The 21,704-nt window shown below is 63.8% G+C and carries 21 protein-coding genes and 1 pseudogene; 7 read left to right on the top strand and 15 right to left on the bottom strand.

Annotated elements, in window-relative coordinates; genetic code table 11:
• Window positions 1–65 precede the first annotated feature (65 nt).
• The 4 genes from KQH60_RS01510 to KQH60_RS01495 are packed head-to-tail and all read left to right on the top strand — an operon-like array spanning window position 66 to window position 4,052.
• Complete coding sequence (locus KQH60_RS01510) at window positions 66–1,394, top strand: glycosyltransferase family 1 protein (protein ID WP_237574840.1); 1,329 nt, start codon at window positions 66–68, stop codon at window positions 1,392–1,394.
• Window positions 1,394–2,467 carry a UDP-glucuronic acid decarboxylase family protein gene (locus KQH60_RS01505; RefSeq protein ID WP_237574839.1) on the top strand — a complete coding sequence of 358 codons (1,074 nt, stop codon included), beginning with the start codon at window positions 1,394–1,396 and terminating at the stop codon, window positions 2,465–2,467. The genes KQH60_RS01510 and KQH60_RS01505 overlap by 1 nt, the downstream gene beginning before the upstream one ends.
• On the top strand, window positions 2,464–3,156 hold the full coding sequence (locus KQH60_RS01500; protein WP_237574838.1) for a PIG-L deacetylase family protein: 693 nt from the start codon (window positions 2,464–2,466) through the stop codon (window positions 3,154–3,156). The genes KQH60_RS01505 and KQH60_RS01500 overlap by 4 nt, the downstream gene beginning before the upstream one ends.
• 8 nt (window positions 3,157–3,164) lie before the next feature.
• Entirely contained in the window at window positions 3,165–4,052 is an 888-nt protein-coding gene (locus KQH60_RS01495; RefSeq protein ID WP_237574865.1) for a glycosyltransferase family 2 protein, read from the top strand.
• A 16-nt stretch (window positions 4,053–4,068) separates the two neighbouring features.
• Here the strand turns inward: KQH60_RS01495 and KQH60_RS01490 are convergent, their stop codons facing one another.
• From KQH60_RS01490 to KQH60_RS01450, 9 genes are all read right to left on the bottom strand, one after another.
• Complete coding sequence (locus tag KQH60_RS01490) at window positions 4,069–5,019, bottom strand: glycosyltransferase (protein WP_237574836.1); 951 nt, start codon at window positions 5,017–5,019, stop codon at window positions 4,069–4,071.
• Window positions 5,009–6,124, bottom strand: a complete 1,116-nt coding sequence (locus tag KQH60_RS01485; protein ID WP_237574835.1) for a glycosyltransferase family 9 protein — start codon at window positions 6,122–6,124, stop codon at window positions 5,009–5,011. The genes KQH60_RS01490 and KQH60_RS01485 overlap by 11 nt, the downstream gene beginning before the upstream one ends.
• A complete protein-coding gene (locus KQH60_RS01480) occupies window positions 6,121–7,128 on the bottom strand; it encodes a glycosyltransferase family 2 protein (RefSeq protein ID WP_237574833.1) in 1,008 nt (335 codons plus the stop codon). The genes KQH60_RS01485 and KQH60_RS01480 overlap by 4 nt, the downstream gene beginning before the upstream one ends.
• Window positions 7,125–8,879: a carbamoyltransferase C-terminal domain-containing protein gene (locus tag KQH60_RS01475; RefSeq protein WP_237574831.1), complete on the bottom strand. Its 1,755-nt coding sequence runs from the start codon at window positions 8,877–8,879 to the stop codon at window positions 7,125–7,127. The genes KQH60_RS01480 and KQH60_RS01475 overlap by 4 nt, the downstream gene beginning before the upstream one ends.
• A gap of 2 nt (window positions 8,880–8,881) precedes the next feature.
• Entirely contained in the window at window positions 8,882–10,072 is a 1,191-nt protein-coding gene (locus KQH60_RS01470; protein ID WP_237574829.1) for a glycosyltransferase family 9 protein, read from the bottom strand.
• Window positions 10,069–10,689 carry an HAD-IIIA family hydrolase gene (locus KQH60_RS01465; protein ID WP_237574827.1) on the bottom strand — a complete coding sequence of 207 codons (621 nt, stop codon included), beginning with the start codon at window positions 10,687–10,689 and terminating at the stop codon, window positions 10,069–10,071. Before KQH60_RS01465 ends, KQH60_RS01470 begins: the two co-directional genes overlap by 4 nt.
• The gene (locus KQH60_RS01460; RefSeq protein WP_237574825.1) at window positions 10,680–11,429 is read right to left on the bottom strand and encodes an SDR family oxidoreductase; all 750 of its coding nucleotides are present in this window, start codon (window positions 11,427–11,429) and stop codon (window positions 10,680–10,682) included. Before KQH60_RS01460 ends, KQH60_RS01465 begins: the two co-directional genes overlap by 10 nt.
• 227 nt (window positions 11,430–11,656) lie before the next feature.
• Window positions 11,657–12,184, bottom strand: a complete 528-nt coding sequence (locus KQH60_RS01455) for a hypothetical protein (RefSeq protein ID WP_237574823.1) — start codon at window positions 12,182–12,184, stop codon at window positions 11,657–11,659.
• A gap of 10 nt (window positions 12,185–12,194) precedes the next feature.
• Window positions 12,195–13,124 carry a response regulator gene (locus KQH60_RS01450; RefSeq protein ID WP_237574821.1) on the bottom strand — a complete coding sequence of 310 codons (930 nt, stop codon included), beginning with the start codon at window positions 13,122–13,124 and terminating at the stop codon, window positions 12,195–12,197.
• Between the two features lie 229 nt (window positions 13,125–13,353).
• Between KQH60_RS01450 and KQH60_RS01445 the strand changes: the two genes are divergently transcribed.
• Complete coding sequence (locus tag KQH60_RS01445) at window positions 13,354–13,608, top strand: hypothetical protein (protein WP_237574819.1); 255 nt, start codon at window positions 13,354–13,356, stop codon at window positions 13,606–13,608.
• Window positions 13,609–13,683: 75 nt separating this feature from the next.
• Window positions 13,684–14,014: pseudogene (locus KQH60_RS01440) on the top strand (zinc-binding dehydrogenase); the annotation flags it as partial.
• A gap of 61 nt (window positions 14,015–14,075) precedes the next feature.
• On the opposite strand, the gene KQH60_RS01435 reads toward KQH60_RS01440, so the two are convergent.
• The 6 genes from KQH60_RS01435 to KQH60_RS01410 form a co-directional block, all read right to left on the bottom strand.
• The gene (locus KQH60_RS01435; protein ID WP_237574817.1) at window positions 14,076–14,624 is read right to left on the bottom strand and encodes a GNAT family N-acetyltransferase; all 549 of its coding nucleotides are present in this window, start codon (window positions 14,622–14,624) and stop codon (window positions 14,076–14,078) included.
• A gap of 221 nt (window positions 14,625–14,845) precedes the next feature.
• A complete protein-coding gene (gene glmS, locus KQH60_RS01430) occupies window positions 14,846–16,663 on the bottom strand; it encodes a glutamine--fructose-6-phosphate transaminase (isomerizing) (RefSeq protein ID WP_237574815.1) in 1,818 nt (605 codons plus the stop codon).
• Window positions 16,664–16,723: 60 nt separating this feature from the next.
• Complete coding sequence (glmU, locus tag KQH60_RS01425) at window positions 16,724–18,085, bottom strand: bifunctional UDP-N-acetylglucosamine diphosphorylase/glucosamine-1-phosphate N-acetyltransferase GlmU (protein WP_237574813.1); 1,362 nt, start codon at window positions 18,083–18,085, stop codon at window positions 16,724–16,726.
• 97 nt (window positions 18,086–18,182) lie between these two features.
• A complete protein-coding gene (gene ttcA, locus KQH60_RS01420) occupies window positions 18,183–19,106 on the bottom strand; it encodes a tRNA 2-thiocytidine(32) synthetase TtcA (RefSeq protein ID WP_237574811.1) in 924 nt (307 codons plus the stop codon).
• A gap of 1 nt (window position 19,107) precedes the next feature.
• Complete coding sequence (locus tag KQH60_RS01415) at window positions 19,108–19,503, bottom strand: dihydroneopterin aldolase (RefSeq protein WP_237574809.1); 396 nt, start codon at window positions 19,501–19,503, stop codon at window positions 19,108–19,110.
• A 76-nt stretch (window positions 19,504–19,579) separates the two neighbouring features.
• Window positions 19,580–20,413, bottom strand: coding sequence for an SDR family oxidoreductase (locus KQH60_RS01410; protein ID WP_237574807.1), 834 nt, complete (start codon window positions 20,411–20,413; stop codon window positions 19,580–19,582).
• A 13-nt stretch (window positions 20,414–20,426) separates the two neighbouring features.
• Here KQH60_RS01410 and KQH60_RS01405 point away from each other — a divergent pair, with 13 nt between their 5' ends.
• Window positions 20,427–21,617 (top strand): class I SAM-dependent methyltransferase, encoded by a 1,191-nt coding sequence (locus KQH60_RS01405; protein ID WP_237574805.1) that lies wholly within the window; start codon window positions 20,427–20,429, stop codon window positions 21,615–21,617.
• The last annotated feature ends 87 nt before the right edge of the window (window positions 21,618–21,704 follow it).

Raw genomic sequence — 21,704 nt, 5'->3', positions numbered from 1 at the left:
GTACATCGTTTGCGTACTGCCCCCGAGAAAGGCACCGCTGCCTTCATCAATCGGGAGCAGTCACCATGCAAAAAATCGCTCTGATCAGCGAGCATGCCTCGCCGCTGGGTGTGATCGGCGGCATTGACTCAGGCGGCCAGAACATCTACGTGGCTAACGTGGCCAAGCAATTGGCATTGGGCGGCTGGCACGTTGACGTCTTTACCCGACGTGACAACCCCCACTTGCCGGAGGTGATGCGCATAGGTCCCAGGATGCAGGTCATCCACGTGCCCGCGGGGCCACCCAGCGACATGCCGAAAGAGGCGCTGCTGCCGTACATGGCGTGCTTTGCCGACTTCCTCGTCGACTATTTCAGACGGCAACCCGTGCCCTACGACGTAATGCACGCGAACTTCTTCATGTCTGGTAAGGCGGCGCTGCGCGTGAAGCAACGGCTCGGTATCCCACTAGTCACCACTTTTCATGCGTTAGGCCGAGTACGCCGGCAGCACCAAGGCATGGCCGACGCGTTTCCGGACGAGCGTTTTGCGATAGAAGATAGCTTGGTGCAGCGCTCGGACCGGGTGATCGCTGAATGCCCGCAAGACCAAATCGACCTGACGACGTTGTATCCGGGTGACCCGCGACGCATCCGAGTCATTCCATGCGGCTTTGACAGCGATGAATTTCAACCGGTACCCAGGCTCGAGGCTCGAGCGCGACTCGGATGGCAGTCGGACGAGTTCGCCATATTGCAGCTGGGACGGCTGGTGCCGCGCAAGGGCGTGGACAACGTGATCGAAGCGCTTGCCCACTTGCCGGCACACCCTGCTCAGCCCACGCGGCTGTATGTGGTCGGGGGCGACGACTATACGCCCGACCCGGAACGCTGTCCCGAATTGGCGCGGCTGATGCGCGTCGCCCAGCAGGCGGGCGTTGCCGAGCGCGTGACGTTCGTCGGCCGCCGCGACCGGGACGTGTTGCGACTGTTCTACAGTGCGGCCGATGTATTCGTGACCACGCCCTGGTACGAGCCTTTCGGCATCACGCCAGTGGAGGCGATGGCTTGCGCCACGCCGGTGATCGGCAGTGATGTCGGTGGCATCCGCAGCACCGTGGTGGATGGCGTAACGGGCTACCTGGTGCCGCCGCGTGAGCCCGCGGCGCTGGCCCGTAGATTGGTAGCGCTGCGCAGCGACCCGCAACAGGCGGTGGCGATGGGCCTGGCGGGCCGCCAGCGCGTGCAACGCGACTATACGTGGGAGAGCGTTGCCGCGCGATTGGCTCAAGTCTATGACGAGTTGCGCGACACAGCACGGCGGCCTGCGTGCGCGGGTGCCTCGCTGGGGAGCGGTCGGCGCTCGCCCGTCATGCCGGCAACCGCCACCCCGAACCAGAAGGAGAATGGGTAATGAAAGAATATAGCCGCAAGCGGATTTTGGTCACCGGCGGCGCCGGCTTTCTTGGCTCACACTTATGCGAGCGCTTGGTGACGGCTGGCCACGACGTGCTATGCGTGGACAACTTTTATACCGGCACCAAGGACAACATTGCCCATCTGCTCGATGCGCCGAATTTTGAGATGATGCGTCATGATGTGACGTTTCCGTTGTACGTCGAGGTCGACGAAATTTATAATCTTGCGTGTCCCGCCTCCCCGGTCCACTATCAGCAGGACCCGGTTCAAACCACCAAGACCAGCGTGCATGGCGCGATCAACCTGCTCGGGTTAGCCAAGCGCGTGAAGGCGCGGATTCTGCAAGCATCGACTAGCGAGGTCTATGGCGACCCGTCGGTGCATCCGCAGCATGAGCAGTATTGGGGCAATGTCAATCCGATTGGGGTGCGTTCATGCTATGACGAAGGTAAGCGGTGCGCCGAGACTCTATTCGCCGATTACTATCGGCAGCATCGCGTCGATATCCGCATCGCGCGGATCTTCAATACGTACGGTCCCCGCATGCATCCAGCCGACGGACGCGTGGTCTCCAATTTCATCACCCAGGCGCTTGCCGGCGAAGCGCTGACCGTCTACGGCGATGGGACCCAGACGCGCTCGTTCTGCTATGTGGACGATCTGGTCGATGGCTTGATCCGCTTGATGGAGGCACCGAGCCCGTTTGCGGAGCCCGTTAATCTGGGCAACGCCGCCGAAGTGACCATTGGCGAGATCGCTCGCGAGGTCATCCGCGTGACTGGGGCCCGTGTGCCAATCCAACACGCGTCGCTACCGGCGGACGACCCGCGGCAACGTTGTCCGGACCTGACGCTAGCCGCCCGGCGCCTCGGCTGGTCGCCGGCCACGACGTTGGCGGACGGACTCGCGCGCACTGTGCGCTATTTCGTCCAACGTGCCGCGCCGAGCGTTCATCGGCCGCCCGGCGGCCCGAGTGGCGTCCCTGCCGACGTGCAGCAGCGGGCGGTGTCCGCCGCGCCTGCCCGTGTCGGGCAGGCCGGCGAACGGGCGCAGCAGGTACGAGCATGACCACACGTTGGCTCGTCATTTCGCCGCATCTGGACGACGCGGTGTTCGGGTGCGGTCGGTTACTTGCCCAGGCGCCCGGCTCGATTGTCGCGACCGTCTTTGCTGGCATACCGCCCCGCGCGATGCCGACGCCGCCATGGGATCGCGACGCAGGCTTCGATTCTGCGCACGAAGCGATGCAGGCCCGTCGCGTCGAGGATCGGCATGCGCTGTCGATCCTTCGCGCCGAACCTCATTGGCTAGACTTCTTGGATGACCAGTACGGATGCGCCGTACCCGATGATGCGTTGCTCGACGCGCTTCGCTCGCTGCTGGATACACATGCGCAGATGGGCGTGCTGGCGCCGGCCGGCTTGTTTCACCGCGACCACCTCCGGGTGCAGCACGCGATGCTGGCGCTGCTTGGCGAACAACCTGCCACCCGACGTTGGTTCTTTTATGAGGATGCACTGTATCGGCGCAAGGAAGGCTTGATGGAACAACGGCTGGCTAACTGGAAAACACAAGGTTGGACAGCGCAACGGGCAGCGCTGGTGGACGAGGACGCAACGGACGGCAGCGCGCCCGCGAAAGCTAAGGCCGTGCGGGCGTACCGGAGCCAGGTCGCGCTGTTCAGGCCCGATACGCTGCTGGACCTTGAGCGCGCGGAGTGTTACTGGCAGTTGCAACGTGTTCCTACCGCATCGTGAGTGCGTCGATGGTCAGTGCGCACCACGAGGATCGCATCACGGTCATCATGCTCACGTACCGGCGCCGCGACGAGTTGGCTCGAACGTTGACCCGCCTGACTGCGCTACCCGAGCGCGTGCCCATCATCGTAGTGGACAACGATTCGCGTGATGGCACCGCGCAAGCGCTCACGCAGCGCTTTGCGCATGTCACGCTGATCCAGGCGCCAAGCAATCTCGGCGCGGCTGGTCGTAATCTCGGCGCGGCCGCCGCGCGTACCCGCTACATTGCTTTTTGTGACGATGACACGTGGTGGGAGCCCGGCTCGCTATCACTGGCCGCCGATTTGCTGGACACCTATCCACAAGTCGGTTCCCTGACCGCTCGCGTGCTGGTCGGCCCGCAGCGGCGCGAGGACCCAGTCTGCGAGCTGATGCGCACCAGCCCGATTGCGCCACCTTGCGCCCTTCCCGGCCCACCGATCCTAGGTCTGCTTGCGGGGGCTAGCGCTTTTCGCACCGACGCGTTCCTGGCTGCCGGCGGATACCATCCACGCTTATTCATTGGCGGTGAAGAGGCGGTGTTGGCGCTCGATTTGGCCAGTGCCGGATGGTCGCTCGTGTACGCCCCGCAATTAACCGTGTGCCACTATCCGTCGCCGGTCCGCGACGCAGGCCGGCGACGCAGCCTGCTGGCGCGCAACGCCGTATGGGCCGCCTGGCTGCGTCTTCCGGCCGGTGCCGCGTTGCAGCGCACGCTGCAATTGGCACCGCGCGTATGGCAGGAAGGCGGCGGCTTAACGGGCTGGTGGCAGGCGCTGCGCGGGCTCGGATGGGTGCTCAGCGAGCGCCACGTGATCCCGCCGCACGTCGATCAGATGCGTCGCTGCGTCGAGGCGGCCAAAGCCGGTGGATAGCGGCTGGTCATCCGCCTCACGCAGCGACGTCGCGTAACGCGCGATCCCAGTCGGCGGCAAAGCGTGCGATGTTGAACCGTTCCTGCGCATCGCGCCGTGCAGCGTCACCCCACTGACGAGCCAGCGCCGGGTCTTTGAGCAAGCGGTGCATCGTGTCGACCAGTACGGCGGGCCGCGTATCAGCCATGCCGTTGTGGCCACTGCGTACCACCTGCGCCATCTCAGTCGTTGCCAGCGCAACGATCGGTGACCCAAGCATCATCGCCTCCACCACTGCCAGGCCCAGGCTCGTATAGCGGATCGGGTTGAAAAAGAAACGATAATCCGCGACGAAGCCAGGCAATGCTAAGTTCGGGATTTCGCCGATGCCCGCCAGTTCAGTGGACCCCATTCCGACCAGATCTAATGGCACCGCCTCGCGTACCGCTTCGAATATATCTGCGCCCAGACGTCGGCCGCGCTTGCGCAGATGATTGACGACCGTCACGCCCTTGGCCAGCGTGCCGCGATACGCAACACCGTCCGGCAGCAGCACACCGTGCTCAATCACGCGTGTGGGTGTTACGCCGCTGTCCCACATCAGCGCATTGAACGGCGTGACGTGCACCAGCAAAACATTCGGATCCTGAACCGGATGCAGTGTATCGGTCGGATGTTCCCGCGGTGGGTCGTGTTCGATAAAAAGCGTTGGCAATTGCCGCTGTGCTTCGCTGAGTGCGTGTTGCCGGTCTTCAGCATAGTGCTGGTGGTGCTGGTACAGCACGCAGTCGAACGAAGCCGTGCGCACCTGATCGTACGGCACCTCATGCATATTGGGGCCCCACGGCAGGTTTCCTGCGCAGCCGCCATAGCCGGGCGGCGAGCCGGGCTTAGTTACAACGTAGAAATCATGCGGCGCCTGCGATAAATAATAGAGGTAGTTTCCGTGAACATGCCAAGTGAGAACCCGCAAACGTTTATGCGGCATTGTAAGCCTCCGATTCGAGCATCTGCTCGAGTTGATGCGTAACATCCCGTACGTCGATCGCTGTCGCGCATGCGTGCTGGTATGGACAGACGTCGAACATGCACGGCCTGCATGCCGGATAGTTAGCCAAGACACGATGGCGCTCCCGATCCAACGGCGCCCATCGGGCGACATCGCTTCCGCAGGCGATCACCACACTGGGCGTACGCAATGCCGCCGCAATATGTGACACCCCGGTGTCATTGCATACGAGCATCTTGCTTCGTCCGATCAAGGCGGCCATAACGCCGAGTGACGTACGCCCACACAAATTGACACACGGCACATCGAGCCGGTGGGCCAATTCGTCGGCAAGCGTTGCCTCGGATGCCGTACCGGTCACGACGATGCGTATGCCGCGTCGCGACAGCCAGTTGGCCACCGATGTAAACCGCTGTGCCGGCCATCGCCGGGAGGGCATGCGTGCTCCGGGATGAAAGACCGCGAACTGTTGTGGCAGCAATTCGTGCTGCTCGCAAAGCACGCGGCATGCCGCATGGTCGAGCCGACTAAGCGGAAACTCCAAGTGCTCGCCCCAATCACCATAGCCCAGTGCCTGCATGAGCCGCGTATAGCGCACGATCTCGGGGACCGACTCGGGCCACGGGATCGTCTTGTCGAGCGGGTGTGCTGTGCCGCCCGCTGCCACGCTACCGGGCTGGGGCATGAATCCGGCCGTCTGGGCTGCGCCAAGCTGTGCGACGATACGGTTGGTATGTGTGCCACTACCATGCAACTGGATCGCTAAATCGAAACGCCGGGCACGGCATTGCTCAAAGAACGCCGCAAGGCGCGCCGCATCGGCCGGCTGTTCAGCCAATCCGGGCGCCCCCGGAAACGGTACGAAGTCGTCGATGTACTCGGCAAAGCGCTGCGTGAATTGCGCCGCCCAGGGTAAGCCGATTAGCGTAATCTTGGCGTGGGGCTCGCCATGCCGCAGCGCACGCAGCGCGGGCACCGCACACAGCATGTCACCTAACTGCAACGCGCGAAATACCGCTATGCGCGCGTGTCCGGCAGGCTCGCGCGTTGCCTCGCCGGCCTGTTCCACTGTATCGGGTGTCATAAGAAAAGCACCTTGAAGTGAATCGCGCCGCGCAGCCGCCAATACAGCGATACAGGCGGAATCGCAATTGACGTGACGATCATTTCGGCAATATGGGAGGCAGCGCGTGAGGTGCCGCGCAACCGTCGCCAGCAAAACCAGGCGGTCACCACTGCCCAAATGCTCAGCGCCACGCTGCCCGCGACGCGCTGCCCGGCGCCAAGCAAGACCACAGCCGACAAAAACGCCGCCACGGCGATGTAGTAATGCCAGGGTGGCACCCGACGAATGTGCTGGCGGTACACGCGTCGATGCTTCTTGTAGAGCAACGCATCGAAGAACACTTTGGACTGCTGGCCGATGCTCACGCCCCAAGGGGCCGGGCGCACCGGATGCAGGATCCGAGCCTGCGGTGCGTCGATGATGGGTCCGATCTGCTCACGCAGCGCGAACATCAGGTCAGCGTCCTCGCGCCAAGCGCGTGTAAAGCGCTCGTCGAAGCCGCCGACCTGCACGAGCGCGTCACGGCGCACGAAGCAGTTCGCCGTCGCGAATTCGGCATGCGCCAAGCCGCTGGCGTCGCGCTCGTAATCAGTCGGCGCATCGCCAAGCGGCACTTCGATGCGTCCCGCAACCGCGCAGGCCATCGGATCGCGCGCCAGCGCATCGCATCCTTCTCGCAACCACATCGGATCGGCAATCGTATCGTCGTCGGTAAACGCAATAATCGCTCCTTGCGCGCTGCACCAGCCCGCGTTACGCGCGCCCGCTGGGCCGCGGGTGCGCCAGGCCGGAATGTAGCGCACGCGTGGCATGCCGCTGCTGCGCTGCGCGAACGCGTGGACCACGTCTTGTGCGCTATGACGCGCGCGGTCGTCATCGACCACAAGTATCTCGAAGGTACTCGGATCAAACACCTGTGCACACAGCGCGTCCAGGCACCGTGCCAGCAGATCGGGACGTCGATAGGTTGGCACAACCACCGACACAATGATCCGCGATGCCGTGTCCGGGGCAGGGGTCATCGGTGTTTCTCCAACAGAAACGGGCCGATCACCAGCGCGTCAAGTGGCGAGGTCCAGAAGCACTCTAGCGCATCGCGTGGCGAGCACACGATCGGCTTGCCGCGCGTATTGAACGACGTGTTCACTAACACCGGCACATCGGTCAACCGGTCAAACGCTGTCAGCAGCTTGTGATAGAGCGGGTGCTGATCGGCGTTGACCGTTTGTACCCGCGCGGTGCCATCGACGTGGCGTACTGCCGGAATCGCCTCTTCCCGGCCAGGCGCCACGTCGCACACGAACAGCATGAACGGGGCACGCAGCCGACCTGGCTTGCGTGCAGTGAACCATTCATGCGCTTTTTCCTCCAGTACAGCGGGCGCCACCGGACGGAAATCCTCTCGATCCTTGATGCGATTCAGGCGCTGCTGCATACCGGGGTCGATCGGCGAGGCCAGGATTGAGCGGCCGCCCAACGCACGCGGACCAAACTCCATACGTCCCTGGAACCATCCGATGATCCGGTTGTCGGCCAGCAACGCGGCGGTTTCGGCTGCCACATCGTTCAGCCGTCGGTAGGGTAGTTGCGCCTCCTCTAGCAATGCCTGGATGGTCGCCTCGTCGTACGCCGGACCGAGGTACGCGTGGTCCATCGCTTTGCCGCCGCGCACGCCGCGCTGCTGGAAATCCGTCCACAACGCGGCGCCCAACGCCGTGCCGGCATCGCCCGCGGCAGGCTGGACCCATACGTCGTCGAAGTACCCGCTGTCGCGGACCTTGGCATTCATGACACAATTGAGCGCCACACCGCCTGCCATCGCAAGCTGCTTTTCGCCCGTGGTGCGCGCGAGCCACTGCACCATGCGCAGCACGACTTCTTCTAGCATTGTCTGCAGCGAATGGGCGATGTCATAGTGCCGCTGCTCGAGCGGGCCGCCGCGCTCGCGAGCTGGTCCGAACAGCGAGACGAGGTCAATACTCTCGACTTCGTAGTCGCCATTGTCGACATAGCGCACGAGGCGGCGCATCGCGTCCATATAGGTCGGTTTGCCGAACGACGCGAGCGCCATCACCTTGTACTCGTCCGATGAGTGCAGGAAGCCGAGATAGCGCGTCACGCGCTCGTAAAGTAATCCCAGCGAATGGGGCAGATTGACCTGTTTGATGCGTCGATACTGGTGTCCGTCGAACACGCCGTAGCTGGTGGTGGCTTTTTCGCCCCGGCCATCCATTGTTAGCACCGCACAGCGCTGCAACGGTGCAGCCAGGAACGCACTCGCCTCGTGTGACAAATGGTGTTCGACAAAATGCCATTCGAAGGGTCCATCCGACGTCACGCCGCGCCAGCGCTTCTGCAAATGGTGCGGCACCCCGTCGGCTAGTTGCCGCGGCGCGTTGACAATGTAGGATAGGAACAGCGGGTCCCACGGCGATACGTGTCCACTTACCTTGCGATGGGCGGACGGGGACAAGGGCAACGTGAACACCGGCTCTTGTTGCCCGCGATCGATCTGCAGCCAAGGGTCATAGGAATACGCGACGTGGTGTACGTCGCGCAGTACGATGCCCGCTTCCGATAGGCAGTAGTCGATCGCATGATACGGCAATTCCCACGTCGAAAACGGCAACGGCCGCTTGCCATGCTTAATGTGCGTGAGGCGCTCCTCCTCGGCGGCGGCGACCACTACGCCGTCGCGCACCAGGCACGCGGCGCTGTCGTGAAATGCGGCATTGATCCCCAGGGTATAAAGTGGAGTATGGGTGTCTGGCATAGTCAGGCCCTCGCTATCGCGGTTGCGATTGGAATGACGTTGGCAGCAGACGGGCTGCCCAGTTGCCAACGATGTGTGGCCCAGCGCTCGGCCTGGGCAGCATCGTGTCCGTCCAGTAAGCTGCGCGCAGCCGCGACGACCTCGTCGATCCCCACGCCAGTCAGGCACGGGTGTCCCGGTTCGCTGCACTCGCTGCGGTAGCAGTATTTGCACGGAACGTCGGCAGACAATACGCGGTGTGGCACGCGCCATGGCGTATGTTGCGGGTTGGTTAATGCATAAAGATCGACGACTGGCGTGCCGACGGCGGCAGCAAGATGCGCCGGCCCACTGTTGTTGGTGATCAGCACATCCGCTGCGCCGATCAACGCGCCCATCTCGCCCAGCGACAACCGGCCGGCCAGCGGCACCGCGCGCTTGCCGGCACGTGCGCATACCGAGTCGACTAACGCAGATTCCGCCGCGCTGCCGGTCACCGCAACCGCGTCGAACTGCGGTGCAAGTTGCGCGGCCACTTCGCCGAAGCGCTCCGCAGGCCACCGCCGCGACGGCGCGCTGGCCCCAGGGTGAACCACCAGCCAGCGCCCGAGGCCAGGCTGCGTGAACGGCGCGCCTTGCCGGCGCAGAGCGGCCTGCAGCCGACACTGCAATGACCGTCGATCTTGTTCATTGCAGGCAAATTCCATTTGCCAATGGGTTGTCGTCGCACCGATCGAGCGGACCAGTTCGAGTTGCCGGACCACTTCGTGGCGAACGCGCTGGTGCGGCTCGGTTTCCACGACGCGGTCGGTCAACAAGCGGTACGGATTCTCGCGGCAGTGCGCCAAGCGCAGCGGGATACCCGCCAGCCAGCACATCATTGCTGCCGGCAACGGGCTTTGGCTGTAGACCGTGAAGATGACCGCGGCATCGAACCGGCCGGCCTTCAGCCGCTCAATCATCGCCAAGTCCGGCGCTGCGTCCGACGACGCGTTCGGGTTCTTGACCCACGGTGCATCGTATCCCCACACCTGGTCGACCATGGGCAGATGCCCATCCAGCGCGGTGCCAACACTGGAGGTGAGCAACGTCAGATGGCGACGGCCGTCCTCGCCTTTGAGCGCACGCAGCGCAGGCGTGGTCATCAGCACATCGCCCATGTTGTCAAGCCGGACACACAGAATGCGCCGCGCGTTGCTCCAGCCTGTGCTCATGTTGCCGCCTCCTGTCCGATCCTCTCGGCGGGTGTGCCGTTGCACCGTGCGGCGATGATCTGGGCCGCGGCGTCGAGCCGCTCGACCACGAAGTCCGGCTCACGCTGTGGGCCGTGCCGCCATTCGGTTTCGTTGCCGCAATCGACCAGGATCGTGCGACAACCTGCGCGACGACCCGCTTCGATATCGTCGAGAATGTCTCCGACCATCCAGCTGTGCTGCGGCGTGACGCCCAAAAACGCAAGGGCCTGCGTCAGCAACGCCGATCGCGGCTTGCGGCAATCACATTCGATCGCATAGTGCGCCACCGCCCCCTTCGGATGGTGCGGGCAATAGAAGAACCCCGCCAGCACTGCACCGTGCTCGCGAAACAGCGCGCCAAGCCGCTCACGCACGGCGCACAGCGCCACCTCGGGAAAACAGCCAAGCGCTACACCAGGTTGATTCGACACCACCGCGAGTGGCATGCCCAGTGCGCCAAGCCGGCACAGTGCTTGTGCGGCGCCCGGCGCCAGCACTATGCGTGCTGGGTCGACGTTGTAGGGCACATTCTTCAGCAGTGTGCCGTCCTTGTCCAACAATACCGCGCCGCGACTGGCTCCGCGCGTCACGGCCATGACGTCTCCTTCATCGGCAGCACCATCACTTCAGGGATCACCGTGCCGGGCGGCTGCGTCAACACGAACCGTACGGCCGCGGCCACGTTTTGGGGTGGCTGCAGGGTGTCGACGTCGATATCAGGGAATCGGTCCAGCAGGAACGGTGTGCGCATGCCGCCGGCCACAATGGCCGACACGCGCACCCCCGCCGAGCGCAACTCTGCATGCATTGCATGCGAGAAGCCCAGCAGCCCCCACTTGGTCGCGTGGTACGCGGAAGCGTTCGGCCATGCGCGCTTTGAAGCGGTCGATGCGATATTGACGATATGGCCGTCGCCTCGAGCCTTCATCATCGGCACCACCGCCCGGCATATCAAATAGGGGCCGAACAAGTTCGTCATCAGCACGCGCTGCCATGTGGCGACGTCGACTTCCTCGATTGCGGCCGTCACATCGATTGCCGCGTTGTTGACGACCACATCGAGTTCGCCCACCGACTCGCGTATCGCGTGCATCGCCTGTTGCACCGACGCCTCGTCGCTGACGTCGATCCGTTGCCACGCGACCTTGACGCCGTACCGGCCTAACTTGTCCGCAGTTTCACGCGCCGAGTCCTCGTGAAGGTCGGCCACGACGATGTTGACGCCGGCGCGTGCCAGCTCCTCGCATATCGCCGCGCCGAGGCCACGGGCGCCTCCGGTGATCAACGCTGTCTTGCCGGCGAGAACCGGGTTGGATAAGTCTGCAGTGTGTGCCAAGTTCGCTCCTTCAGTCAGTCAGACGGTTGTCGAGACAAACGTTCTGGCTCCTGTTGAGCGAACAGCGTGCCCGGCCCTACTAAGAGCGGCCACAGACGATCAAGCTTGCAAAACCGCCATTTCAGATAGGTCGCCGGTCCGACCCGACACCCATTTTTATAATGGCTCTGGCAAAAACGCCCAGGTGCGGTACGGCAGGATGCGTGGTGCAGCCCTTGCTGCGGCGATTACAGCGCTAGTGTGCCCGCCGCTGCTTCAGCGCGGTGCCGCGCGATAGCGCGCAGGCAATGCGCGACACATCCGGCCAGCGCTTCGTCGAACCACGGTTGGGCCCCCGAGACGCCCACCACGATGCCGTGTTGAGCCACGCTGCCCCACAAGTTTGTATCGCCGCGGCGCAAACGGTGCGGCTGGCTGGACTGAACCAGCCGGCTGTCCATGCCGTGTTCCCACGACAGCCGCGCTTTGGCTCGCGCATACGCGCGGTAGTCGGCGTCCCACTGCGCCGGGTCCGGCATCGAATGCTCGTACAGGATCGCGTCCTCGAAGCACGTGTCGCCAGGACCGAGTGCCGGATCCATCACGACGATATGCAAGCACCCACTGTCGCCGACGACTGTGTTGTGCAGCGCCGCCGACAGCGTCGGCAGCAACATCTCGATCGCGGCGCTGGCCGCGCTGCGGTCGGCATACAGACTACCGGTGCGGCGCGGGGTGGATAGGTTCCCTAGCATGCTGGGGGGCGTCAAGCTCATAAGTTTCTCCTTAATGAGTGGCTAATGCGCTGAGTGCGGCAATCAAATCGACCGCCTTGACCGGCTTGGTCAGATAGCCGCGAAAACCGGCTTCGACGGCACGCGCCCGCTCATGCTCGCTTGAGTAGCCGGACAGCGCGATCGCTTCGATCCGACGCGCGGCGTCGTCTGGACGCGCCGCCTCGAGCTGCCTAACGCGGGCCATCATCGAATATCCACTTTCCTCGCCCAGGTCGATGTCGCAGACCATCACGGCCGGCCAGCCGTCGCGCCGCGTGTGCCTGAGGTAGTCCAGCAGCGCCTGGCCGGATTTGAACGCCGCGACCTGCGCTCCGGCGCTGTTGAGCAGCGCGGACAGCGCGTCGCGCGCCTCCTCGTGATCATCCACACAGGCCACGCGTACGCCGGCCAGTCGCGCGGCGCCGAGCGCCTGCAGCGGTTGCGGCGCGAGGCCGTCAGCGGCGGGCAACTCTGCGACGGCCCGCAGTGGCAACGTGATGGGGATCGTGGAACCGGCATCGTCTCGGCTGCGCAAAATGTACCCATGCTGCTCCTCGAGCACGGCCTGGAGTGACTCCAGATCCAGCCATGACAACTCCGGCGTCTCAAGATCTGGCGTGCAAATCGACACGCGTGCATCGTTGTCGTGGCTCAATGCCGGTACGGCACAATTGCCAGATGAAGCGCCGCAGCGTCGCCGCGTCGCCAGTGACGGCAGGATAGGCATCGCGGTCGGCCGGCTCGTGACGTTGCTCAGCGCATCGACGATATCCTTGAGCAGCAGCGGGACCGCCACCGCAGCCGCTTTGGCGAGCAGTAGCAACGATACGGCGGCCAGCACGCGCATCCTGTGGCGCCAGATGGCATGCCACAGGTCGGTGACGATCCGGGCGCGCAACCCGCCAACGCGGGCCGTACCTACAAAAGCGGACGAAGTCATAGAAGCCGGTTCGATTTGGCGCGTGACGGCGCCATCGCAAGTTCCGTACCGCTGACGGCCGTGACTGTCGATGGGTTAAGAATGCGGGCCGTGGCGCGACGGCGACGCCGGTGTCGGGTAATGACGGGCAGATCATTGCAATTTATGCGATATACGTCGACAGACGGACCGAAGCCCATACCACGACGCGCGCAAACGCTATCGGCAGGTTTGGCAGTAGACTATTTATATGGACGAATGCCGTTACTGCGGAAAAATCCGCGACGAATGGAATTGCTACGGCCAACCATGCCGACGAGCCATTGCTAAGGCACTGCGCCGGCAGCGCGTCGGCCTGCCGATGCGACCCGATACGATCCGCAACGAAATCCCGGCCGGTGCGACGACGCAGCAAGTCATCACGGTGTTGTCCCGGCAGCGGCTGCGGGCGCGACGCGGCAACGAAGCGCGGCGCGAGCGCAAGGAGATCGACGAGCCGTCATAGCCGTGACGTGCCGGGGGCGCCGCGATGTCGGCCTGGGCCGCCAATACTAACGGAACGTTTTTCCACGAGTGTTCCATCGGGCAATCGATGAAGGCCGCGCTCGTGCATGCATTCGGTGAGCCGCTGCGGATTGAAGAAGTCGCGGTGCCGACGCCGGGTCCCGGGCCCGGTCGCCTTCGATGAGATTGCGCCCATTCTGTGTGCCGGCGTCACCGTCTACAAGGGCAGACGGGTCACCGACACGCGTGCAGGCCAATGACTGGCAATATTAGGCATCGGCGGATTGGGGCGCGTTGCTCTGCAATATGCGCAAGCGATGGGCCTTTATGTGGCCGCTGTTGATGTCACGCCGGACAAACTCGAACTGGCAAAACGGCTCGATGCCAAGTGCGTCGTGGACGCGTCGGTCACCGATTCGGCTGACCGTGCGGCGGCTGCGTCGACCACGGCCCACATCGAGCCAGGCGTCAACGCGGCAGCGCGCCACCGGATGCGGTCTGGATGACAGAGATCGCCGGGGCGGCGTCGGATGGCGCACGCCGGAAGTGTAGGTAATACTGATCCTCGGCGACGATCCTAAACCCTTGGCGCAGATAGAACCGCGCGGCGCGCTCGTTGAGCTTAAAAGTCTGCAGCTTGACCGCGCGGCCCTCACGATGGGCGGCGTCACCTATGCGGCGCAGTAGGGCCGCGCCCGTCCCCCGGCTCTGGAATGCCGGATCCACCAGCAGGAGCGCGACCTCTACCTCGCCGTCTTCACACACTTGCGTGGACAGTACCCCCGCTGCTCGCGATACACCGTCGAGCACGATGGCCTGGCACCGCGCAACCGGGTAGCTCACTCGAAAAGCCGCCCGGCGGAAATCGTCCTCCCAACCCAGTGTTTGCTTGAAGTAGCCGCTCAGAGCATCCCGGTACAGGTGGAAGAAGTATCCGTAATCCTCACGCGTTGCTGCTCGCAGCGCGACCGGCAGTATCGCTGAGCCCAGTTCCGAGTCTTTAATGAGCGCATTCATCGTCTTGCCTATCTTGCTTTCTTGGGTCTCCTCGACCCAGATGGCGCACGATGTGGCCCGCGCGCTGTCCTCGGTCCCTATCCTGCACCACCGAAAACGCTAGCAGTGTGCGAAACCGATCACAGCCGTTTGATTCGCGCTACAGCAGCGTACGCTTCAACCTAACGAATTGCAGCAAACCCACGCCGCGCCGGCTCCGGTGACCCCCATCCCCACCATCATCACTCCACCGTCACCGACTTGGCCAGATTTCGCGGCTTGTCCACGTCGGTGCCGCGCGCACAGGCAGTGTGATACGCGAGCAATTGTAACGGCACCACATGCAGGATCGGCGACAGCAACCCATAATGCTCGGGCATCCGGATTACATGCAGGCCTTCGTCGTTGACGATTCGCGTATCCGCGTCAGCAAACACGTACAGTTGGCCACCCCGTGCGCGGACTTCTTGGATATTGGACTTCAGTTTTTCCAGCAGGGCATCGTTCGGTGCGACGGTGACCACCGGCATCGCTTCGGTCACCAGCGCGAGCGGCCCATGCTTGAGTTCGCCCGCCGGATACGCCTCGGCGTGGATATACGAAATTTCCTTCAGCTTCAACGCGCCTTCGAGTGCAATCGGATAATGCATGCCCCTGCCAAGAAACAGCGCGTTTTCCTTGCGCGAAAATTCCTCTGCCCACGCGATGATCTGCGGCTCGAGTGCGAGTACGCTATTGAGCGCCGCCGGCAGGTGCCGCAACTGCTTGAGATACTGCGCCTGAAGACGCGCGTCGACATGACCGCGTAGCCGTCCCAGCGTCACCGCGAGAACGAATAGGGCGACGAGTTGCGTGGTGAACGCCTTGGTCGATGCCACGCCGATTTCAGTGCCTGCGTGCGTCAGCAAGCGCAGCGCGGTGAGCCGCACCATCGCGCTGGTCGCCATGTTGCAAATCGCCAGCGTATGCGAGTGCCCGAGCGCCTGCGCATGCTTGAGCGCGGCAAGTGTGTCTGCCGTCTCGCCGGACTGGGAGATCACCACGACCAGTGACCGGGGGTTCGGCACGGAGTCACGATAGCGATACTCACTCGCGATCTCAACTTGTGTGGGGATTTTCGCGACCGATTCGAGCCAGTACTTCGCCGTCAAGCCAGAGTAGTAGCTGGTGCCACACGCAAGGATCAGCAGGCTGTCGATCCTATTGAATACGTCGCCGGCGCCAGCGCCGAACAACTCGGGATCGAATGCGTCGGTCGGCGCAATCGTGTCGGAGATCGCCCGCGGCTGCTCAAAAATCTCCTTTTGCATAAAGTGCCGGTACGGCCCGAGCTCCACCGCGCCGCCATACGCGTGAACGGTGCGTACCTCCCGCTGCACGAGGCCACCGTCGCGCTCCGCGATGCGCACGCCGTCCAGCGTCAATTCGACCACGTCGCCTTCCTCGAGGAAAATGAAGCGGTCGGTGCTGCCCGCCAGCGCGAGCGCATCCGAGGCCAGGAAGTTCTCCTGTTGGCCCAGCCCGACCACCAGCGGCGAGCCGGCGCGCGCGCCGCATACCCGATGTGGCTGGTCTTTCGAGAACACGGCGATCGCGTAGGCGCCATGCAGTTGCTTCACCGCTTCGCGTACAGCGGCAAACAAGTCACCGCGATAAAGGCTGTAAATGAGGTGAGCGATGACCTCGGTATCGGTCTGCGTCACGAACTCGTAACCGTTCGCGCGCAAGCCTTCACGCAGGGTTTCATAGTTTTCGATGATGCCGTTGTGAACCAGCGCAATCGTGTCGTGTGAGAAGATCGGATGCGCATTGTGCGTGACCGGCGCCCCGTGCGTCGCCCAGCGCGTATGCGCGATGCCGGTTTCCCCGGCCAGTTGCGTGTCGCGGATCTGCTGGTCGAGGTCCGCCACGCGCGATACGCTGCGGGCGCGCCGAGCGGCGCCCTCGACGATGGCGGCCACGCCACACGAGTCGTAGCCGCGGTATTCGAGACGTCGCAACCCCTCGACGAGGACCGGGACGATGTTACGTTGCGCTACCGCGCCGACAATGCCGCACATGATGTTTGTCCGTGGAAAATGGAGGATGATCGCCGGGCCGCCTCATCGGGCGCCATGCATTCAGGCTTTTTTCTTGGCCGCTCGCGCGTACTCTGGCTTCGCGACCTGCGTTTTCTCGTTTAACGCCAACGCCCCGGCGGGCACGTCGCGCCAAATGGTGGTGCCGGCTGCGATCGTCGCCCCCGAACCCACGGCGACCGGTGCGACAAGCTGCGTGTCGGAGCCAACGAATACGTCATCGCCGATCATGGTGCGATGCTTGTTCGCGCCGTCATAGTTGCAGGTGATCGTCCCGGCGCCGATGTTGACGCGCGCCCCGACGTCGGCGTCGCCGATATAGCTCAAATGGTTAGCCTTCGCGCCATGCCCGAGCACCGCGTTCTTGACCTCAACGAAGTTGCCCACATGCGCGTTGTGGGACAGCACGGTCCCGGGACGCAGCCGCGCATAGGGGCCGAGCACGACGTTCTCGCCCACGCGTGCGCCGTCGACATGCGTGAACGCGTCCACACGCGTGCCCGCGGCGATCGTCGCCTCGCGGATCACGCAGTTCGGCCCGATGCTGACGTGGTCACCCAGTACGACGCGTCCTTCGAACACGCAGTTGATGTCGATCGACACCTCAGCGCCGCACTCCAGCGTGCCGCGCACGTCGATGCGCGACGGATCGGTCAACGTGACGCCAGCGTCTAGCAGTCGTAGTGCCTCGTTGCGCTGGTAGACGCGCTCCAGGTCAGCTAATTGACGCTTGCTGTTCACGCCGAGCGTCTCCCATACGTCGTCCGGCTGTGCCCCGACGACCTCGACACCGTCTTCGATCGCGCGTTCGACGACATCGGTCAGATAAAACTCGCGCTGCGCGTTGTCGTTGGTCAACGAGTTCAGCCACGCGTCGAGTCGACCGCTCGGCGAGATGACAATGCCAGTGTTGATCTCGCAGATTTCCCGTTGCCACGGGTCGGCATCCTTTTGCTCGATGATCCGTGTGATGCGCCCGGCGCCATCACGCACGATGCGACCATAACCGTGCGGGTCGTCCAGCGTGACGGTCAACACCCCATAGCGGCCGTTGGCCGCCGCGTTGACCAGCCGCCGCAGCGTCGAGGCGCGCGTGAGCGGCACGTCGCCGTACAGCACTAGCGTGGGCAGTGCCGGATCGATGAACGGCAGCGCCTGTTGTACCGCGTGACCGGTACCCCGTTGCTCGGCCTGCAGCGCAAACTGGATATCGGGTGCGGCGACGGCCTCGCGCACGGCCTGGGCGCCATGACCGACCACCACGACGAGCCGGCTCGGCGCCAGCGCACGTGCTGTGTCGATGACATGGGACAGCAATGGCCGACCCGCCAGTGAATGCAGCACCTTTGGCCGCGCGGAATGCATGCGCTTGCCCATGCCGGCTGCAAGAATGACGATATTCACGGCGTCAACGTCCAACGAGTCTCGAAGGGCCGATTTTAGCATCGGGCTTGCTGCATTCCGTCATGCAACCCACACACGGCGCGCCGGCGTCGCGGCTTCATAGTGCGTCGAATGGCACGATCGGCACGGTGCCGCTGTCGGGCGTGGCACAGGGTTCGTCATCGAACGCGATATCGCCATGCGGATCGGCCACGCCTGTGGCGTGCAGCCCGGCGAACGGAAAAAGCCGATGATCCATCAGGTGCGATGGCACGACGTCGGCCAATGCACTGAACATGTTGTTCACCCGCCCGGGGAAGCGCTTGTCCCATTCCTGCAGCAACGACTTCATCTCGGCACGCTTCAGGTTCGGTTGGCTGCCGCACAGATTGCACGGAATGATCGGAAATTCACGCCATTGCGCATATTTCTCCAGATCATGCTCCTTCACATAGGCGAGCGGCCGGATCACGATATGCTTGCCATCGTCGGACTGCAGCTTCGGCGGCATGCCCTTGAGTTTGCCGCCGTAAAACATGTTCAGCAGCACGGTCTGCAGGATGTCGTCGCGGTGGTGGCCAAGCGCGATCTTGGTCGCGCCCAACTCACCCGCAACACGGTATAGGATGCCGCGTCGCAGCCGCGAGCACAGCGAGCACGTCGTCTTACCCTCGGGCACGAGGCGCTTGACGATGCTGTACGTGTCCTGATTTTCGATATGGAACGGCACGCCGCGTGCCGTGAGATACTCGGGCAGCACATGGGCAGGAAACCCGGGCTGCTTCTGGTCCAAGTTGACCGCGATAATGTCGAAATCGATCGGCGCGCGCTCGCGCAGCCGCAGCACGATGTCCAGCAACGCATAGCTGTCCTTGCCGCCGGACACGCAGACCATCACCTTGTCGCCGGCCTCGATCATATTGTAGTCGGCAATGGCTTGGCCAACCTGTCGGGCCAGCCGCTTAAATAGTTTGTTGTTTTCGTAGGCCTGTTTCTGTTCGCAACAGGTCAAGGCCCGCACGGCGTTCTCGGGTGCATTCATGTCAGGCTTCCTTGATACGAATGACTTCGACGCCCACCGACTCGCAGTCGGGGTACACGTCCGGCTTCTCGGTCGACACGCGCACCGCCCTCACTTTCGGGTGCGCCAGCATCGCAGCAGCCACGTCATCGCACAACGTTTCTTGTAGATGGACGTGTCCGCGCGAGACCCGTTGGGCAATCGTCGAACGCATGAAATCGTAGTCAACGACTTCGGCCAGCTTGTCGGCACGCGGTGTCGACTCGGCCAGCGGCACGAACAGGTCGATGTTGACGATGACGCGCTGCTCGGCGCGTTTCTCGAAATCATGCACGCCAATGTTGATGGAAATTTCGTAGTTGCGCAGGAACAGGCGCCGACAGTTTGCGAGGCTGGGGTGCGAAAGGGCGGAGAGCATGGGCGATCCAGTCAAAAGTGGGGGCGGTGGCCGCGTCGCACGGTCCGGCCCGGCAGTAGGCACGCACGCATCACGCTCACGCACCCGTCATAAACATCACGTCGCGCGGCGACGGCACGAGGTGCTGGCCGCCATCGACCAGCAGCGTCGCACCCGTTACACCGCGTGCGTCAGCCAGGTAGCACACCGCATCGACCACGTCGGCCGGCGTCGATGCGCGTCCAAGCGGTGTGCGCCGGTGCGCGTCGACAAAGCTTTCATCGGTCTGGCTACCGGAGCGCAGCGTGAGTCCGGGCGCGACGGCCACGACTCGCAGCTTCGGCGCGAGCGCCTGGGCCAGCGCCACGGTGGCCGCCTGCAGCGCGGCTTTCGTCAACGTATAGGACAGATAGTCCGGATTCATGTTGTACAGCTTCTGGTCGAGCACGTTGATGACCGAGCCGCGCAACATCTCGTCTTCGCGCGCCGCCTCCGGAATCGATTCGTGCAGCGCCCGCGCTAGCGCCAGCGGCGCGCCGACATTAATCGCCGTCATGTTCAACAACGTGTCGTATCCGAACGTGGCTGCCGTATCCTCGTCAAACAGCGACGCGTTGTTCACCACGCATTCGATGCGTCCGAGCGCAGCGATACTATCAGGCACCAGGCGCCGCACTTGCGCCTCGTCGGCCAGATCGGCGCGCAACGCAACAGCACGCCGGCCCAGCGCCTGGATGTCGGCAGTCAGCGACTGCGCGTCGGTCTCGGACGTATGGTAGTGGAGCGCAATGTCCCAGCCCCGCGCGGCCATGCCGAGCGCCAGTGCACGGCCGATGCGCCGTGCCGCGCCGGTCACCAGTGCGACACGGCGCACGGGCGGCGCGCAAGAGGAGAAAGCCGGATGCTGACCGGCGCACGACGGGTCGCTCATTTACAATGCCGGAATGAAGCCGAATTCAACGCAGCCCGATAGTTTACCCGTTCCTGGCGATACCGAGCTCGCCCACGTTCGCACGTTAGTGCAGCATATTGCCGGGCAAATCGCTGCGGCTGGAGGCTGGCTGCCATTCGACCGGTACATGGAACTCGCGCTTTATACGCCGGGCCTAGGCTACTACAGCGGTGGTCTAGTCAAGTTCGGCCGCGGTCCCGACGACGGGAGCGACTTCATCACCGCGCCGGAACTCTCGCCGCTATTTGCGCAGACGTTCGCCAAGCCGGTGGCCGAGCTACTCGGTGCCACCGGCACACGCCACGTGGTCGAATTCGGGGCGGGGACGGGCAAGTTCGCCGCCGGACTGCTGCGCACGCTGGATGCGCTGGGTGTCGGGTGCGCGCGCTACACGATCGTAGAATTGTCTGGCGAGTTGCGCGCGCGCCAGCGTGAGTGCATTGCGGAAACTGCACCGCAGTTCGCCTCCTGCGTCCAGTGGGTCGATACGCTGCCCGAGCGCGTGGAGGGCGTAATCGTCGGCAACGAAGTGCTGGACGCCATGCCGGTGCGTCTGTTTGCGCGGCAGGACGGCCTGTGGCATGAACGCGGCGTCGCTGTGGCGGATGCGAGCCGCTTCGTGTTTGCCGATCGGCCACTGGCGGCCGCCGCTGTGCCGGCCGCACTCGCGTGCGTTCCTGGCCGGCACGACTACGTGACCGAGACACACGAGGCGGCCGCCGCGTTCGTGCGCACCGTGTGCTCGGTGCTTGACCGCGGCGCCGCGTTGTTCGTCGACTATGGTTTCCCGGCCGCTGAGTATTACCATCCACAGCGCACGGAAGGCACGTTGATGTGCCACTACCGGCACCGCGCACACGGCGACCCGTTCCTCTACCCCGGCTTGCAGGACATCACCGCGCATGTGCAGTTCAGCGCCATCGGGCAGGCTGCCCACGACGCAGGCGCGCATTGGCTCGGATATACGTCGCAAGCGCGCTTTCTGATGAACGCAGGCATCACGGACTCGCTTGCGCAACTGGACCCGGCCGACCCGGCTCGCTTCCTGCCCGCGGCCAATGCGGTACAGAAACTGCTGTCCGAGGCGGAGATGGGCGAGCTGTTCAAGGTGATCGCGTTTTGCCGCGGTTTGGATGCCGCACCCGGCGCGTTTGAGCGCGGCGACCGTTCGCACATGCTGTGACTCATGAGGCTGGCCTGTCGATGTTCCGTTGGCGGCTGACCCCCTTCATTGCCACCGCGATCCACAGCGCGCGCGGCCCGGACGGCG

The sequence above is a fragment of the Mycetohabitans sp. B8 genome (assembly GCF_021991875.1).
In the GTDB taxonomy this organism is placed as follows: Bacteria; Pseudomonadota; Gammaproteobacteria; order Burkholderiales; family Burkholderiaceae; genus Mycetohabitans.
The sequence above is the reverse complement of the archived record's forward strand: the minus strand, read 5'-3'. Positions and strand labels throughout refer to the sequence as shown.

Coding starts and splice junctions, on each gene's coding strand:
- KQH60_RS01435 (WP_237574817.1), bottom strand. CDS start 14,624: ATGAATGCGCTCATTAAAGACTCGGAACTGGGCTCAGCGATACTGCCG.
- KQH60_RS01415 (WP_237574809.1), bottom strand. CDS start 19,503: ATGCTCTCCGCCCTTTCGCACCCCAGCCTCGCAAACTGTCGGCGCCTG.
- KQH60_RS01495 (WP_237574865.1), top strand. CDS start 3,165: ATGGTCAGTGCGCACCACGAGGATCGCATCACGGTCATCATGCTCACG.
- KQH60_RS01465 (WP_237574827.1), bottom strand. CDS start 10,689: ATGGCCGTGACGCGCGGAGCCAGTCGCGGCGCGGTATTGTTGGACAAG.
- KQH60_RS01485 (WP_237574835.1), bottom strand. CDS start 6,124: ATGACACCCGATACAGTGGAACAGGCCGGCGAGGCAACGCGCGAGCCT.
- KQH60_RS01480 (WP_237574833.1), bottom strand. CDS start 7,128: ATGACCCCTGCCCCGGACACGGCATCGCGGATCATTGTGTCGGTGGTT.
- KQH60_RS01455 (WP_237574823.1), bottom strand. CDS start 12,184: ATGAGCTTGACGCCCCCCAGCATGCTAGGGAACCTATCCACCCCGCGC.
- KQH60_RS01405 (WP_237574805.1), top strand. CDS start 20,427: ATGAAGCCGAATTCAACGCAGCCCGATAGTTTACCCGTTCCTGGCGAT.
- KQH60_RS01510 (WP_237574840.1), top strand. CDS start 66: ATGCAAAAAATCGCTCTGATCAGCGAGCATGCCTCGCCGCTGGGTGTG.
- KQH60_RS01470 (WP_237574829.1), bottom strand. CDS start 10,072: ATGAGCACAGGCTGGAGCAACGCGCGGCGCATTCTGTGTGTCCGGCTT.
- KQH60_RS01410 (WP_237574807.1), bottom strand. CDS start 20,413: ATGAGCGACCCGTCGTGCGCCGGTCAGCATCCGGCTTTCTCCTCTTGC.
- glmS (WP_237574815.1), bottom strand. CDS start 16,663: ATGTGCGGCATTGTCGGCGCGGTAGCGCAACGTAACATCGTCCCGGTC.
- KQH60_RS01445 (WP_237574819.1), top strand. CDS start 13,354: ATGGACGAATGCCGTTACTGCGGAAAAATCCGCGACGAATGGAATTGC.
- KQH60_RS01450 (WP_237574821.1), bottom strand. CDS start 13,124: ATGACTTCGTCCGCTTTTGTAGGTACGGCCCGCGTTGGCGGGTTGCGC.
- KQH60_RS01475 (WP_237574831.1), bottom strand. CDS start 8,879: ATGCCAGACACCCATACTCCACTTTATACCCTGGGGATCAATGCCGCA.
- KQH60_RS01490 (WP_237574836.1), bottom strand. CDS start 5,019: ATGCCGCATAAACGTTTGCGGGTTCTCACTTGGCATGTTCACGGAAAC.
- KQH60_RS01505 (WP_237574839.1), top strand. CDS start 1,394: ATGAAAGAATATAGCCGCAAGCGGATTTTGGTCACCGGCGGCGCCGGC.
- ttcA (WP_237574811.1), bottom strand. CDS start 19,106: ATGAATGCACCCGAGAACGCCGTGCGGGCCTTGACCTGTTGCGAACAG.
- KQH60_RS01500 (WP_237574838.1), top strand. CDS start 2,464: ATGACCACACGTTGGCTCGTCATTTCGCCGCATCTGGACGACGCGGTG.